Below are 14,441 nucleotides of genomic sequence, written 5' to 3' on the forward strand. Positions count from 1 at the left end.
CGTCGGCGAGGCTCCGCAAGGTGAAGCCGGCCCGACCGACCGGAGAGTGATCGGCCCGACTGAAACAAAAATGCTCATCAGTCGCCACGCAGGCCTGTTGGGTCGGCCTGCCGAGCCGGCCCCGCCCGGCGCCGAACCGGCCGAGATCGAGGCCGGGCTGGTCCCTGTCGGACGGATTATCGAGCAAACCCAAGGACATGTTCCGTCCCGCAAAGCCACACCCGCTTTGCGAGGTTGTTCTTCGATCCATTCGCCGAATGAACGAAATATGTTCAAAGGCCGACCGGATCGGCGTCCATCCTTCTGGGTTATCTCCTTGACCTGGCCGTCGCCGAACCGCCGTCCTTTCGGCCTAAGCCAAGAAAAATTCACGTCCTCCAAACGTCCTAGGGCGTTGTGTGAAAAGTGTTTTTCTGAACAAGGCACGTCTTGGTTGTTTCATTATCGCGAATGCACCCATACCAGCGGTTGTCGATCTTTATTGTATGTTATACGCAATGATGCTTCCTAAGTGGGGCAATGAGGGCAGCAGCCCGCCGCTTTGACTATTCGTAAGGACATCGACGTGAGATGACGTTGTATTATTTTCACTTTCAGAGCGGCTCGAAGGTTGTCCTCGACGAGGAGGGCGTGCGGCTCGCCAGCCGGGCCGACGCCCTGGAGCGCGCCACGCGGCTCGCCACCCATCTGCTGGAGGAAGGCAGCCTCGCCTGCGACTGGCGGCGCAGCTCGATCCGCGTCGAGGATGCCCAGCAGCGCGCCATCCTGCGTATACCCATGGCGAGCATCCGGGCCCGCGACCGCCGCCAGCGCCATATCCGGGCGCAGTAGGGGCCGGCCCGGTCGGGGGATCGGCTCAGGGTCGCTCGGCCAGGAAGGCCAGCACCCCCTGCTTGTGGACCTTGTCGCCCACCGCGAGGTTGTGATCGCGATTGGGGATCTCGAGGCTCCGGGCGGTCGGGATCAGGGCGGCGAGCGCCGGTCCGGACCCCGCGATGTGGTCGGTAGTCCCGACCGCGACCAGGGTCGGCACCTCGATCTGCGCCACCTCGCCCCGCGACAGGGTCTGGCGCGAGCCGCGCATGCAGGCGGCGAGGGCGCGCAGGTCGCTGCGGGTCTGCTCGGCGAAGATCCGGAACGAGCGCGCCACGGGGTCGGTCACGTCGGCGCTGGAGGGGGCCTCCATGGCGTCCGGGATCCCCGCCGGCAATCCCCTCCCCTCGACGAGGTGGATGCCGAGCCCGCCCAGCAGCGCCGAGCGCACCCGCTCCGGGTGCAGGAGCGCCAGGAAGGCGGTGATCCGCGCGCCCATCGAGTAGCCCATCACGTCCGCCCGCGCGAGGCCGAGATGGTCGAGGAGGCGGCGGACATCCTCCGCCATCGTCTCTGAGGCGTAGGCCTCCGGATCGTAGAGCTTTCCGCTCTCGCCGTGGCCGCGATTGTCGAGGGCGATCGCCCGGTAGCCCGCCTCGGTGAGGGTCCGGATCCACGAGGTGCTGACCCAGTTCGTGCGATGGTTCGACGCGAAACCGTGGACGAGGACGACGGGATCGCCCGCCCCGCCCTGCGGCGGAACGTCGAGATAGGCGATCGTCACGCCGTCGGAATCGAAGGTCTGCATCGTCCGCTCCCGCTTCGCGCCCCCGCCTGTATCGGGCGCCCGGTGGTCCCGCAATGCCCGCACGCGGGGCCCGCGGCAGGCACGCCCCACCCGTTGCGGGCGGCGGGCCGCGGTGGCATAGGCCCCCGATGGCGACCACGACCCCGGCGATGACCCACCCTCACGAGCCCTTCGGGACCTACGCGCCGACCGGCCTCGTCCGCTGGATCGTCGCCCGGACCCAGCGCCTGCCCGCGGAGGATTGGGGCGCGCGACGCCTCGCGCTGATCCTGCGCCGCTGCGCGATCCGGCTGCTGCGCGGCCGTCCCCTCGACGTGGAGCGGTTCGGCGCGCGCATGCGCTTGCACCCCTACAACAACAACTGCGAGAAGAAGGTGCTCTTCACCCCGCAGTTCTTCGACCCCGACGAGCGCCGGCTCCTCGCCGAGCGGCTGCGGCCGGACTGCGTCTTCCTCGACGTGGGGGCGAATATCGGCGCCTACACGCTGTTCGTCGCCGGTCTGAGCGGGCCCGGGGCGCGGATCCTGGCGGTGGAGCCGCAGCCCGACATCTTCGACAAGCTCGCCTACAACATCGCCCAGAACCCGTTCGGCACCGTCAAGGCGGTGGCCTGCGCGATCGCCGACAAGGCGGGCGAGCTGACGCTCTTCGTCGACCAGCGCAACAGCGGGGAGTCGAGCCTCAAGGTCGTCGGCACCAACGAGGGCGCGGCGATCCGGGTGCCGGCGGTGACGCTCCTCGACCTCGTGACCGGCGAGGGATTGACCCGCATCGACGCGATCAAGCTCGACGTGGAGGGCGCCGAGGATCTGATTCTGGAGCCGTTCCTGCGCCGGGCGCCGCGGGCGCTGCATCCGAGCCTGATCATCCTGGAGGACGGGACCGACCTCTGGCAGACCGACCTCTCGGCGCTGCTCACCAGCCACGGCTACCGCCGCATGGCGCGCACGCGGCTCAACCTGATCTTCGAGAAGGCGTGAGGCGGGTGTCTCACGCGGCGGCACCGCACCGCCGGTAGACTGCGACGGCGGTAGCCACCAGCGCGGCGTTGTCCGCGGCGACGGAGCCGTCCGGCAGCGCGCGGCCGTCCTCCAGCCCCACGCGGGTGGACCAGCGCCGGTCCCGTGCCAGCGCGACGAGGGGCCAGACCGTGCCGTCGAGGCCGTGCAGGAGGAGCGGACGCCGCGGGCCCGCATCCGCCAGCACCGTCGCGATCGCGTCGGCCACACGCAGGGCCTCCCCGGGATCCTGCTCCTCCACCTCGATCAGCACGCGCGTGACGCGGTCGTGGCTAGGAAGCGCCAGGAGACGGCGTGCGTCCTCGGGCGTGGCCAGGCCCGCCTCGATCCCGACGCCGCGCCCGCGCAGCAGGTCCATCACCGCCGGGGCGTCCGGCTCCGAGAGGTTGACGGAGGCGTAGTCCGGCAGGGCCGTCCAGCGGGCGATGGCGTCGCGGGTGCGCTCCGCGTTCCCCTCGATCCAGGCTCCCGTCGACACGCCGATCGCCGTGCCGGGGCACGCCCGGCGGAGCGCCAGGACGGTGTCGTCCACGGCGTCGAGGCTCTCGCGGCCATGCGAGCCTCGGGGGTGAAGATGGAGTTCGGCAGCCCCGGCCGCGACGCAGGCGACGCCGTCGCGGGCCATCGCCTCCGCAGTCAGCGGCAACCGCGGGTGGTAACCGTCGGGACGGGCGCCGTTGAGGCAAGCCTGGACGATCATCGTGGTCCTGACCTTGCGTGATGCAGGGTGTCGTAGCGAGGCGTGGGACGGGGCGCAATCCGGCCGGCGGCGGCGCCATCAGCCCGGGTGATCCGCGCTCGCCTCCGCGGCGACGATCGGGATCTCCGCGTCGATCGCCACCTCCTCGGGGCTCAGCCGACAGACATAGGCGTGGGCCGCGACCCCGGCGTCCCGCGCCCGCCGGAAGGCCGAAGCGAAGCCCGGATCGATGTCGCCCGCCACGTCGAAGCGCTCCGCGCGCATCTGCACCACCACGATCACCATGGCGCGCCCACCCGCCCGCACCACGCCGGCGAGCTCGTCCATGTGCCGGGCGCTGCGCGCCGCGGTGCAGTCGGGGAACTCGGCGAGGCCGGCCGCGCGCATCATGTGGCAGTTCTTGACCTCGACGTGGATCGGTCCCGCGGGGGCGCTGGCCAGGAAATCGACCCGGCTCGCCTGCCCGTAGCGCACCTCCGGCCGCAGGGCGGTCGCCTCGCGCAGCACCGGCAGCCGGCCCGCGCGGAAGGCCTCGGCCACGAGCAGGTTCGGCCGCATCGTGTTGATGCCGACCCATTGCGGCCCGCCCGGCAGGTCGGCCTCCACCATCTCCCAGGACCAGGCGAGCTTGCGCGCCGGGTTGGTGGAGGCGGAGAGCAGGACCGGTCGGCCGGGCGCCACCAGGCCCAGCATCGCGCCCGGATTGGCGCAATGCGCCGTCACGACGCTGCCGTCGGCGAGTTCGACATCGGCGAGGAAGCGCTTGTAGCGGCGGACGAGCCGCCCCTCGGTCAGCCGGGACGGGAAGCGCAAGGCGGGCTCTGCGGCGCGATCATCCTCGCCGCTTAGCAGGATGCGGACAGATGCGCGACGCTTGAGCGGCGCGGCGCCGCGAGCTAGAGCGGGTCCTCAGCCCGGAGGCGCGCTTGAGCGACGAGACCCCGACCCACGTGACGGCCGCCCTGCTCGTCATCGGCGACGAGATCCTCTCGGGGCGTACCAAGGACAAGAACATCGGCTACATCGCCGAGTACCTCACGAATGTTGGCATCGACCTGCGCGAGGTGCGCGTCGTGCCGGACGTGGCCGAGGAGATCGTGGGCGCCGTCAACGCTTTGCGCGCCCGCCACACCTATCTGTTCACCACCGGGGGGATCGGGCCGACCCACGACGACATCACGGCCGATTGCGTCGCGGCGGCCTTCGGGGTCGGCATCGACGTCGACCCGCGCGCCCGCGCCATGCTGCTGGAGCGCATCCCGGAGGCCGACCTCAACGAGGCCCGGCTGCGCATGGCGCGCATCCCGTTCGGGGCGGAGCTGATCGAGAACCCGATCTCGAAGGCGCCGGGCTTCATGATCGGCAACGTGATCGTGATGGCCGGCGTGCCCTCGATCATGCAGGCGATGCTCGACCGCGTGGCGCCGCGCTTGCGCACCGGCGCGCGCATGATCGCCGAGACGGTGGAGGCCAGGAACCTGCCCGAGGGCCTCTACGCGGCCGACCTCGCGGCCCTGGCCGCGCGCTTCCCCGGGGTGTCGATCGGCTCCTACCCGTCGATGACGCCCGAGGGCTTCCGCAACCAGATCGTCGCCCGCGCCAAGGACCCGGCGGTGCTGGCGGCGGCCCGCACCGAGATCGAGGCCCTGGTCGCCCGCCTGCGGGCGGACCGGGCCTGACGGGGAGACGACCGATGGCGTCCGCCGGCGAGAAGGCCTTCCCGGTTTCCTGGGACCAGTTCCATCGCGATGCCCGGGCGCTGGCCTGGCGCCTGGCCGGGGCCGGGCCGTTCGAGGCGATCGTCTGCATCACCCGCGGCGGGCTCGTCCCGGCCGCCGTGGTGGCGCGCGAACTCGGGATCCGCCTGATCGAGACGGTCTGCATCGCGAGCTACCACGATTACCAGGAGCAGGGGGCGCTCAGCGTCCTCAAGGACATCGCCCCGACGATCCGGGACGTCGGCGACGGCAGCGGGCGCGGCGTGCTGGTGATCGACGACCTCACCGATACCGGCAAGACCGCGCAGGTCGTGCGCCGGATGCTGCCCCAGGCCCATTTCGCCACGGTCTACGCCAAGCCCGCCGGACGGCCGCTCATCGACACCTTCGTCACCGAGGTGAGCCAGGACACCTGGATCTATTTCCCTTGGGACATGGGACTCGCCTACCAGGCGCCGATCCACCCGGGCGCCTCGGGCTGACCGGCGCGCGGGCGGGAACCCGCCGCCGGCCCGCCGCTTGAGGCCGGGTCGGGCCTGGGGCCCGGAGCGGGGGCGGCCATGGCGAACGGGAAACCCGACCGCAGGGGTGTCGAGGACGCGGTGGCCGGTCAGGTCGAGGAGGAGCGCTGGCCCAGCGCCATCGTCATCGCCGAGGTCATCCGGCACGAGGGTCACGAGGAACTCGACCGGACCGCCCTGGCCCTGCTGCTCTCCGGCCTCGCGGCCGGCCTGTCGATGGGCTTCTCGCTCGTGGTCGAGGGCGTGCTGCGCTCGCGGCTGCCCGACGCGCCCTGGCGCGACCTCGTGGCCGGCTGGGGCTATCCGATCGGCTTCCTGATCGTCGTGCTCGGCCGCCAGCAGCTCTTCACCGAGAACACGCTGACCCCGATCCTGCCGCTCCTGCACGACCGCACGGCGGCGGTCCTGCGGCGGGTGCTGCGCCTGTGGGCCATCGTGCTCTCGGCGAACATCGTCGGGACGCTGCTGTTCGCGGCTTCCATCGCGCACACGGAGGTGTTCGACGAAGCCGTCCGGGCGCATTTCCGCGACATCAGCCGGCACACCATGGCCCATCCGTTCGGGGCGACCCTGGCCAAGGGCGTGGTGGCGGGCTGGCTGATCGCCCTGATGGTGTGGCTCATGCCCTCCTCGGGGGGCGCGCGGCCCTTCGTGATCCTGATCCTCACCTACGTGATCGCGATCAGCAGCCTCGCCCACATCGTGGCCGGCTCGGTCGACGCCGCCTTCCTGGTCTTCACCGGCGAGGCGAGCTGGGGCGACTATGCCGTGCGCTTCTTCCTGCCGACCCTGCTCGGCAACGTCACCGGCGGCGTCACCCTGGTCGCCGTCCTCAACTGGGGCCAGGTCGCGCCCGACGTCGAGTGAACCGGCGTCGCGGCCGGTGAACAGATGGCCTCCGCAGCCGTTGGGTCGGGCGATAGACACTCCCACCCAGTACGGAGAACCCGATGGCCTTCACGCACAAGCCCCTCGACCAGCAGGTGATCGTGATCACCGGGGCGTCGAGCGGGATCGGACTCGCGACGGCGCGCCGGGCGGCGCGCAGCGGCGCCCGCGTCGTCATGGGGGCCCGCAACGCCGAGGCGCTCGCCACGATCCAGGAGGAACTGGAGCGCGAGGGCGGGCAGGTCACCCACGCGGTGGGCGATGTCGGCCGCCGCGAGGACGTGCAGGCCCTCGCCGACAAGGCGCTGCAGCGCTTCGGGCGCATCGATACCTGGGTGAACGACGCCGGCATCTCGATCTTCGGGCGCCTGGAGGAGGTCAGCGACGAGGACAGCGACCGCCTGTTCCAGACCAACTTCTGGGGCACGGTCTACGGCTCGCTCGTGGCCCTGCCCTACCTGCGGCGCCAGGGCGGCGCGCTCGTCAATGTCGGCAGCATCGCCTCCGACCTGTCGATCCCGCTCCAGGCCATGTACTCGGCGAGCAAGCACGCGATCCGCGGCTTCACGGACGGGTTGCGGGCGGAGCTGGAGATGGAGCGGGTGCCGGTCTCGGTAACGCTGATCAAGCCCGGCTCGATCGACACGCCGCTCACCCACCACGCCCGCAACTACATGGACCGCGAGCCGCAGCTCCCGCCCCCGGTCTACCATCCGGACGAGGTGGCCCGGGCGATCCTGCACGCGGCGGTCCACCCGCAGCGGGAGATCTATGTGGGCGGCGGCGGCCGGGCGATCACCGGCCTCAAGAAGCTGGCGCCGGAGGTGTTCGACCGGATGGGCGGCCACGTCGCCCAGATGCAGCGCGGGGCGGAGCCGCCGCGCGACCCGCAGGGGGCGCTGCACGAGCCCGGCCAGGACGGGCACATCCGCGGCGGCCACCCGGGCTATGTCCGGCGCACCAGCACCTACACCCGGGCGCAACTCCATCCGCTGACCACGGGCGCGGTGGTGGCGGGTGTCGGGCTCGCTGCCGCGGCGCTGATGAAGCGGCGGGCCTGAGACCCAAGCGGATGGTCGCACCCGGCTGAACTGGGCCGCCCCGGAGCCATGTTCCGGGGCGACGACGCCCGCCCGCCCGATGCGACACCTTCTCGCCGCCCTTCCCCTGCTCCTCGCCTTCTCTCCCGGGGCGGTCGAGGGCGATGCCATGCCGGCGCCGCTCACGACCGTGCCGGGCGATCCGGCCCGGGGCCGCGCCATCGCCACCGACCCGCGGCGCGGGCTCTGCACTCTCTGCCATGCGGGCCTCGGCGGGCCCGCGGGCCGCCCGGAGGGCGATGTCGGCCCGAGCCTCGCGGGCGTCGGCGAGCGCCTCTCGCCGGGGCGGCTGCGCCTGCGGCTCGTCGACGGCCGCCTCTTGAATCCCGACACGATCATGCCCTCGTATGGGCGCGTCGACGGGCGGGACCGGGTCGCGGCGCCGTTCCGCGGCCGGCCGATCCTGGAGGCGCAGGAGGTCGAGGACGTGATCGCCTATCTGGGCACGCTCCGCGGCGAGGGAGGGACACGATGACGGGGCCGGACCGGCGATCCGTCCTGGCTGGCGGCGCCGGGCTGCTCGCGGTGGCGCTGGTGCGCCCGGCCGCGGCGGTCGAGCGCCCGCCGCGCGAGCCCACCCAGGCCGCGATCCGGCGCTTCACCGGCGGCGTGCCGGTCCGTCCGGGGCGCGTCGCCCTCGACGTGCCGCCGCTGGTCGAGAACGGCAACGCCGTGCCGCTGACCGTCGCGGTGGAGAGCCCGATGACCCCGGCCGATCACGTCCGCCGGATCGCGGTGTTCAACGACAAGAACCCGCAGCCGAACGTCATCACGCTGTGGCTCGGGCCGCGGGCGGGCCGCGCCACCGTCGCGACCCGCATTCGGCTCGCCGATTCCCAGACCGTGACGGCGATCGCCGAGATGAGCGACGGCAGCTACTGGTCCGCCACCGCCGACGCGATCGTCACCCTCGCCGCCTGCGTGGAGGGCTGACGCCGTGGCCCGCAGCCTGATCAACGTGCCCAAGACCGCGAAGGCCGGCACGACCGTCGAGATCAAGACCCTGATCTCCCACCCGATGGAGACCGGCTACCGGCCGGGCCCGGACGGGCGCCTGCTGCCGCGCAACATCATCACGGAGTTCGTCTGCCGCTTCGAGGACGAGGAGGTGTTCCGCGCGGAGCTGTTCCCGGCCAGTTCCGCCAATCCCTACCTGACCTTCAGCACGGTGGCGACGCGCAGCGGCACCTTCACCTTCACCTGGAGCGGCGACAACGGCTTCACGCAGACCGAGCACGCCGCGATCGAGGTGACGTGAGCCGCGCGCCCGCCCTGCTCGTCGCCCTGGCCCTCCTCGCCGGCCCGGGCCGGACGGCGGAGATCCCGCAGGGCGAGCGCCGCTCGGGCTTCGACCAGATGACGCCGGAGCTGCGCGCGATGCAGCGGGACGAGGCGGCCAATCCGGGCCAGCTCTGGGTGGCGGACGGCGTCGAGGCCTGGACGACGGCGCCGGCGACCGGCCGACCCTCCTGCGCCGGCTGCCACGGGGACCTCGCGGGGCTGCGCGGCGTCGCGGCCCGCTACCCCGCCTTCGACGCGCAGGCCGGGCGCCCTTTGGACCTGGAGTCGCGGATCGACCTCTGCCGCACGCGCCACCAGGGCGAGGCCTCGCTGCCGCCGGAGAGCCGGCTCCTCCTCGCCCTCACCGCCGCGGTGGCGGCGCAGTCGCGCGGGCTGCCGGTGGCGCCGCCCGCCGATCCGCGCCTCGACGCGCCGCGGGAGCAGGGGCGCGCGCTGTTCACGCGCCGCATGGGGCAGCTCGACCTGTCCTGCGCCGCCTGCCACGACGGCGCCTGGGGCCGGCATCTCGGCGCGAGCACCATCCCGCAGGGCCACCCGAACGGCTACCCTCTCTATCGCCTCGAGTGGCAGGATCTCGGCTCCCTGCGCCGCCGGCTGCGCAATTGCCTCTCCGGCATGCGCGCCGAGCCGTTCCCGCCGGACGCGCCCGAGGTGGTCGCGCTGGAACTCTACCTGATGCAGCGGGCGAGCGGCCTGCCCATGGAGGCGCCGGCGGTGCGGCCCTAGCGGGGCCCGGTCAGCGTCCCTGCCGGCTCGGGTCATCCGCGGGGTTGATGTAGGTCAGCCCGAACGGCCCGGTCCCCGACACCTGGACCGTCGCCGGCTCGGCGGAGGTCCACAGCGAGTGGGGCATGTTGGCGGGCAGGAACACGAACCCGCCCTTCTCCAGCGGCTTCCCGCGCGCCTTGTCGACGGTCTCGCCCATGTCGTGCGTGAGCGAGCCCGCGAGGAGCGTCACGCTCTCGGCGGTCGCGTGGGTGTGCGGCGCGACCAGGGTATTGGCCGGGAAGCGGACCCGCAGCGTGAACGGCCCAGGCTTCTCCGGGTCGCCCGCGAGGATGCTGATCTCGGTTCCCCTGGGCAGCGCGGGAGGCGCCGGTCCCCACGTCACGGCCGCGTCGCCGGGGACGAGGACCATGCCGTGCCCGTCGTCGGCGGTCGCGACAGCGGGTACGCCGATGAGCAGGCCGGCCGTGATGGTGGCGATGAGGCGGAGTGTCATCCGGGCTTCCTCCTGTCGGGATCGCTGGGCTGGATCCTCGATGCTGGCACCAGGGAAGTGGAGGTGGTCGGGATGAAATCAAGTTCTTGGTGAATGACGATCTCGTCGAACTTGCTGAAGACCATCCTGTTAGCATGTTCAGAGGAGATGGAATTGGAAAACACGCGGCTCCTCATGCTGAGGTGCGAGCAAAGCGAGCCTCGAAGCAACCCTGAACAGCTATCCAATCCTATCTAGGATCAGCGTACAGGGGTGCTTCGAGGCTGCTTCGCAGCACCTCAGCATGAGGATTCTCGTGTCTTCCATCGACGTCGATGCCGAACGTTGAAATTTACTCTGGCAGACCCGCAGGTGTTCCACGCGTCGAAGGACGCTCCGCCAGTTGCTGGATGGCGTCCCAATCACCTCGAATCAAGGCTTCCTTCTTACTGCGCCCCCAGCCCTTGATCTGGCGCTCGACAGCGATCGCATCCGTGATCCGGTCGAATTGCTCCGCGTAGACGAGTGCGACCGGTCGACGCGAATGGGTGTAGCCGGGGAACGTCCCCGCCTGATGTTCGCCCAGCCGCCTGTCGAGCGTCTCGCCGCGCGCCGATCCGACATAGTAGCTGCCGTCTGCGCAGAGCAGCAGGTAGACGAACGCATTCAAGCAGGCAGGTCCCAAGGAGGTCGGAGCAGGTTCCTTTGCGGAACATACCATGGAAGCCATCACGCTCCTCATGCTGAGGTGCCGCCGCAGGCGGCCTCGAAGCACCCCGGAGCGCCTCTCCCACCCCCGTGACGCCCGCCCCGCGCCGGTCTAATCCTTGCGCCCGGGAGGACGGCATGACGGACCACCACGACCACGACCACCCGCACCACCACGGCAGCGAACTCTCGCCGATGGAATTGCGGGTGAGGGCGCTCGAATCCATCCTGGTCGAGAAGGGCTACGTCGATCCGGCCACCCTCGACACGCTCATCGACACCTACGAGACCAGGATCGGTCCCCGCAACGGCGCCCGGGTGGTGGCCCGCGCCTGGATCGATCCCGCCTACCGCGCCCGGCTCCTCGACGACGCCACCGCGGCGATCCGCGAACTCGGCTTCGGCGGGCGGGGCGGCGAGCACATGGTGGTGGCCGAGAATACGCCCGAGCAGCACAACCTCGTCGTCTGCACCCTGTGCTCCTGTTATCCCTGGCCGGTCCTCGGATTGCCCCCGGTCTGGTACAAGTCGCCGCCCTACCGGTCGCGGGCGGTGATCGACCCGCGGGGCGTGCTCGGCGAGTTCGGCGTCACCCTGCCCGAGACCACCCGCATCCGGGTCTGGGATTCCACCGCGGAACTCCGCTACATGGTGCTGCCGATGCGGCCCCCCGGGACCGATCATCTCGACGAGGCGGCCCTCGCCGACCTCGTCACCCGCGATTCCATGATCGGCACGGGCCTTCCCCTCGCTCCCGACCAGGTGGTGCGCGCATGAACGGCGGACAGGATCTCGGCGGGATGCACGGCTTCGGGCCGATCGGCTTCGAGGCGGACGAGCCCTGGTTCCACGCCGAGTGGGAGCGCCGCGTCTTCGCGATGGCCATGGCGATGGGGCTCACCGGCACCTGGAACCTCGACGCGAGCCGGGCCGCCCGCGAATCCCTGCCGCCGCCCGAGTACATGGCGGCGAGCTACTACGAGATCTGGTTCCGCGCCCTGGAGAAGCAGGTCGTCCGACACGGGCTCGTGAGCGAGGCCGAGCTCCGGGCCGGCGCGGCCCTCGCCCCGCCCGCCCCCGTCGCCCGCGTGCCCAAGGCGGACGAGATCCCGCCGCTCTTCGCCCGCGGCTTCCCGAGCGACCGCCCGGCCGCCCACCCGGCCCGTTTCGCGGTGGGCGACGAGGTCACCGCCAAGGTGATCAACCCGACCGGCCACACCCGCCTGCCCCGCTACGTCCGCGGCCGCACCGGCACGGTCGAGCGCGTCCACGGCGCCTTCGTGTTCCCGGATTCGAACGCGCATTTCACCGGCGAGACGCCGCAATGGCTCTACACGGTGCGCTTCCCGGGCGTGGAATTGTGGGGCGAGGAGGCCGATCCGGGCCTGAGCGTCTCGGTCAACGCCTTCGAGAGCTACCTGGAGCCCGCCCGCGGGCGCATCGCGGAAGGGCACGCCGCGTGAGCGCCCCCGACACGCCCGCCTTCGCGGCCCCCTGGGAGGCGCAGACCTTCGCGATGGTGGTGGCCCTGCACGATCGCGGCCTCTTCACCTGGAGCGAGTGGGCGCAGGCGCTCGGCGCGGCGAGCCGCGAGGGCGACCGCCCGACCGACTACGCGCTCTGGCTGGAGACGATCGAGGGGCTGCTCGCCGCCCGCGGCCTCACCTCGGCGAGGAACTTGTCGGAGCGCCGCGACGCCTTCGCGCGGGCGGCCGCCGCCACGCCGCACGGGGAGCCGATCCGGCTCGAAAACGATCCGGGGCCGTGAGCCCAACGGAAAAAGCCCGACTCGCGCCGGGCTTCACCGCTGCCGGAAACCGGCTCTTGTCAGGCCTGCAGGGCCTTCACGCGGGCCGAGAGGCGCGACACCTTCCGCGAGGCCGTGTTCTTGTGAACGATGCCCTTTTGCGACGCGCGCATGATCTCCGGCTCGGCGCTGCGCAGCGCCGTCAGGGCGGTCGCGGCGTCGCCGGAGGCGATCGCCTCCTCGACCTTGCGGATGAACGTGCGCATGCGGCTGCGGCGCGAGCGGTTGATCGCCGTGCGCTTGGCGATCTTGCGGGTCATCTTCTTGGCCGACACGGTGTTGGCCATCGGTCTTCCTCATTCTCGAAAAGCGCGATGCACGAGGGCCCGGGGGCGTGACGGCGTCGCGGATATGGCGCGGACAGCACGAAAAGGCCGCCGGGGCGATCCGGCGGGTTCGCGAGACGCCGTCTATAGACGCGCGCCCGATCGTCGTCAACGCGGGACTCCCGCCGGGCGGCGGCCTCCTTTACCAATGACAACGAGAGACGGAGTCTTCGCATGACCGGCCCGGCCGACGACGCTGCCCACCCTGCGGGAGACCGCGCGGCGCAGCTCGCGCGCTTCCAGCCCCTCTCCGGCATGGCGATGCCGCGCTTCGCCGGGCTCGCGAGCCTCATGCGCCTGCCGGTGCTGGCGCCCGAGGCGGCCATCGCCGGGCCGATCGACATCGGCCTGTTCGGCATCCCGTTCGACAGCGCCACCACCAACCGCTCCGGCGCCCGGCTCGGGCCGCGCGGGGTGCGCGAGCAATCGGCCCTGATGCGCCTCGTCAACGGGGCGACCGGGGTCTCGCCCTACGCCCTCTGCGCCTGCGCGGATGTCGGCGACGTTCCGGTCAACCCGGTCGACGTCGCCGACACGCTCGGGCGCATCGAGGCCTTCGCGGGGCCGCTCCACGCGGCCGGGATCACGCTGCTGGCGATCGGCGGCGACCACCTCGTCAGCTACCCGCTCCTGCGGGTCGTCGGGCGCGAGGCGCCGGTCGGCCTGATCCACGTCGACGCGCACAGCGACACGACCGACAGCTACTTCGGCGGTGCCAAGCTCACCCACGGCACGCCGTTCCGGCGCGCCATCGAGGACGGCGTCCTCGATCCGAAGCGCGTCGTCCAGATCGGCATCCGCGGCACGCTCTACGCGCGCGACGAACGGCAATGGGCCCTCGACCAGGGCATCCGGATCATCGAGATGGAGCGGGTGATCACGGAGGGGTTGCCGGCGGTGGTGACGGAGGCCCGCGCGGTCGTGGGGGCGGGGCCGACCTACCTCACCTTCGACATCGACTCCCTCGACCCGGCCTTCGCGCCGGGGACGGGCACGCCGGAGGTGGGCGGCTTCACGTCCCGGGAGGCGCTCTACCTCCTGCGCCACCTGCGCGGCCTCGACATCATCGGCGCCGACGTGGTGGAGGTGGCCCCGCCCCTCGATCCGAGCGGCACCACCGCCCTCGTCGGCGCGACCGTCGCCTTCGAGCTGCTCTGCCTGCTCGCGGAGGCGCGGGTGCGGAGGGCCGGGCGGGGGTGACGGGGCGCTGGCTGTCCTAAAGCCCGCGCCGCGCCTGGACCCTCCCCCCTCTGCGGGCTCACTCATTCACACTTCGCCGGATGAGGCGCGGGTTTCCCCTCTCCCCGCATGCGGGGAGAGGGCTGCGGACCCCTTGTCGGGTCCGCAGCGCGCCCGCAGGGCGAGGGTGAGCGGGCGATTCCGGAAGAGCCTCATCCTGCGCCGCCCCCTTGTATCTGGAAGCCGGCCCTTTTGGATGATGTGATGAGGGCTGCGCGGGGACCGGCGGCCGCCGGTCCCCGCGCGTGGCGGACGGCTCCCGCGCCCCCTCTGGCTGCAACCGCTGGTGAG

20 protein-coding genes are annotated in these 14,441 nt (G+C 71.7%); 14 read left to right on the top strand and 6 right to left on the bottom strand.

Translation table 11 applies throughout. The features are described 5' to 3' along the window. Positions 1 to 570 precede the first annotated feature (570 nt). Positions 571 to 831 carry a DUF6894 family protein gene (locus ACW9J6_RS30500; RefSeq protein WP_457120033.1) on the top strand — a complete coding sequence of 87 codons (261 nt, stop codon included), beginning with the start codon at positions 571 to 573 and terminating at the stop codon, positions 829 to 831. Between the two features lie 25 nt (positions 832 to 856). On the opposite strand, the gene ACW9J6_RS30505 is transcribed toward ACW9J6_RS30500, so the two are convergent. Beyond that, positions 857 to 1,621 carry an alpha/beta fold hydrolase gene (locus tag ACW9J6_RS30505; protein ID WP_457120034.1) on the bottom strand — a complete coding sequence of 255 codons (765 nt, stop codon included), beginning with the start codon at positions 1,619 to 1,621 and terminating at the stop codon, positions 857 to 859. Positions 1,622 to 1,749: 128 nt separating this feature from the next. Between ACW9J6_RS30505 and ACW9J6_RS30510 the strand changes: the two genes are divergently transcribed. Then, entirely contained in the window at positions 1,750 to 2,601 is an 852-nt protein-coding gene (locus tag ACW9J6_RS30510) for an FkbM family methyltransferase (RefSeq protein ID WP_457120035.1), read from the top strand. A gap of 10 nt (positions 2,602 to 2,611) precedes the next feature. Here the strand turns inward: ACW9J6_RS30510 and ACW9J6_RS30515 are convergent, their stop codons facing one another. After that, positions 2,612 to 3,340, bottom strand: a complete 729-nt coding sequence (locus ACW9J6_RS30515; RefSeq protein WP_457120036.1) for a 3-keto-5-aminohexanoate cleavage protein — start codon at positions 3,338 to 3,340, stop codon at positions 2,612 to 2,614. Positions 3,341 to 3,418: 78 nt separating this feature from the next. After that, positions 3,419 to 4,153, bottom strand: a complete 735-nt coding sequence (gene sfsA / locus ACW9J6_RS30520) for a DNA/RNA nuclease SfsA (protein ID WP_457120037.1) — start codon at positions 4,151 to 4,153, stop codon at positions 3,419 to 3,421. A 113-nt stretch (positions 4,154 to 4,266) separates the two neighbouring features. Between sfsA and ACW9J6_RS30525 the strand changes: the two genes are divergently transcribed. The 8 genes from ACW9J6_RS30525 to soxA all read left to right on the top strand — a co-directional run bounded on the left by ACW9J6_RS30525 (position 4,267) and on the right by soxA (position 9,595). Further along, entirely contained in the window at positions 4,267 to 5,019 is a 753-nt protein-coding gene (locus ACW9J6_RS30525) for a competence/damage-inducible protein A (RefSeq protein ID WP_457120038.1), read from the top strand. 14 nt (positions 5,020 to 5,033) lie between these two features. Continuing rightward, complete coding sequence (gpt, locus tag ACW9J6_RS30530) at positions 5,034 to 5,540, top strand: xanthine phosphoribosyltransferase (protein ID WP_457120039.1); 507 nt, start codon at positions 5,034 to 5,036, stop codon at positions 5,538 to 5,540. Positions 5,541 to 5,618: 78 nt separating this feature from the next. Continuing rightward, complete coding sequence (locus ACW9J6_RS30535) at positions 5,619 to 6,446, top strand: formate/nitrite transporter family protein (RefSeq protein WP_457120040.1); 828 nt, start codon at positions 5,619 to 5,621, stop codon at positions 6,444 to 6,446. A gap of 83 nt (positions 6,447 to 6,529) precedes the next feature. Next, the gene (locus ACW9J6_RS30540) at positions 6,530 to 7,528 is read left to right on the top strand and encodes an SDR family oxidoreductase (RefSeq protein WP_457120041.1); all 999 of its coding nucleotides are present in this window, start codon (positions 6,530 to 6,532) and stop codon (positions 7,526 to 7,528) included. A gap of 79 nt (positions 7,529 to 7,607) precedes the next feature. After that, positions 7,608 to 8,042 (top strand): sulfur oxidation c-type cytochrome SoxX, encoded by a 435-nt coding sequence (soxX, locus tag ACW9J6_RS30545; protein ID WP_457120042.1) that lies wholly within the window; start codon positions 7,608 to 7,610, stop codon positions 8,040 to 8,042. Beyond that, a complete protein-coding gene (locus tag ACW9J6_RS30550) occupies positions 8,039 to 8,500 on the top strand; it encodes a SoxY-related AACIE arm protein (RefSeq protein ID WP_457120043.1) in 462 nt (153 codons plus the stop codon). Before soxX ends, ACW9J6_RS30550 begins: the two co-directional genes overlap by 4 nt. Positions 8,501 to 8,504: 4 nt before the next feature. Continuing rightward, positions 8,505 to 8,825, top strand: coding sequence for a thiosulfate oxidation carrier complex protein SoxZ (gene soxZ, locus ACW9J6_RS30555; RefSeq protein ID WP_457120044.1), 321 nt, complete (start codon positions 8,505 to 8,507; stop codon positions 8,823 to 8,825). Beyond that, entirely contained in the window at positions 8,822 to 9,595 is a 774-nt protein-coding gene (soxA, locus tag ACW9J6_RS30560; protein ID WP_457120045.1) for a sulfur oxidation c-type cytochrome SoxA, read from the top strand. Before soxZ ends, soxA begins: the two co-directional genes overlap by 4 nt. A gap of 10 nt (positions 9,596 to 9,605) precedes the next feature. On the opposite strand, the gene ACW9J6_RS30565 is transcribed toward soxA, so the two are convergent. Then, positions 9,606 to 10,091, bottom strand: a complete 486-nt coding sequence (locus tag ACW9J6_RS30565; protein WP_457120046.1) for a cupin domain-containing protein — start codon at positions 10,089 to 10,091, stop codon at positions 9,606 to 9,608. A gap of 331 nt (positions 10,092 to 10,422) precedes the next feature. After that, the gene (locus tag ACW9J6_RS30570; RefSeq protein ID WP_457120047.1) at positions 10,423 to 10,740 is read right to left on the bottom strand and encodes a GIY-YIG nuclease family protein; all 318 of its coding nucleotides are present in this window, start codon (positions 10,738 to 10,740) and stop codon (positions 10,423 to 10,425) included. Positions 10,741 to 10,916: 176 nt separating this feature from the next. Here ACW9J6_RS30570 and nthA point away from each other — a divergent pair, with 176 nt between their 5' ends. From nthA to ACW9J6_RS30585, 3 genes are read left to right on the top strand one after another with little or no spacing between them, the layout of a single operon-like run. Next, entirely contained in the window at positions 10,917 to 11,555 is a 639-nt protein-coding gene (gene nthA, locus ACW9J6_RS30575) for a nitrile hydratase subunit alpha (RefSeq protein ID WP_457120048.1), read from the top strand. Further along, positions 11,552 to 12,241, top strand: coding sequence for a nitrile hydratase subunit beta (gene nthB, locus ACW9J6_RS30580; protein ID WP_457120049.1), 690 nt, complete (start codon positions 11,552 to 11,554; stop codon positions 12,239 to 12,241). Before nthA ends, nthB begins: the two co-directional genes overlap by 4 nt. Beyond that, the gene (locus tag ACW9J6_RS30585) at positions 12,238 to 12,546 is read left to right on the top strand and encodes a nitrile hydratase accessory protein (RefSeq protein WP_457120050.1); all 309 of its coding nucleotides are present in this window, start codon (positions 12,238 to 12,240) and stop codon (positions 12,544 to 12,546) included. Before nthB ends, ACW9J6_RS30585 begins: the two co-directional genes overlap by 4 nt. Before the next feature lie 59 nt (positions 12,547 to 12,605). On the opposite strand, the gene rpsT is transcribed toward ACW9J6_RS30585, so the two are convergent. Further along, positions 12,606 to 12,872, bottom strand: a complete 267-nt coding sequence (rpsT, locus tag ACW9J6_RS30590; RefSeq protein WP_457120090.1) for a 30S ribosomal protein S20 — start codon at positions 12,870 to 12,872, stop codon at positions 12,606 to 12,608. 213 nt (positions 12,873 to 13,085) lie between these two features. Between rpsT and speB the strand changes: the two genes are divergently transcribed. Beyond that, entirely contained in the window at positions 13,086 to 14,111 is a 1,026-nt protein-coding gene (speB, locus tag ACW9J6_RS30595; RefSeq protein WP_457120091.1) for an agmatinase, read from the top strand. Positions 14,112 to 14,441 lie beyond the last annotated feature (330 nt).

The organism is Methylobacterium sp. JK268, from assembly GCF_054052225.1.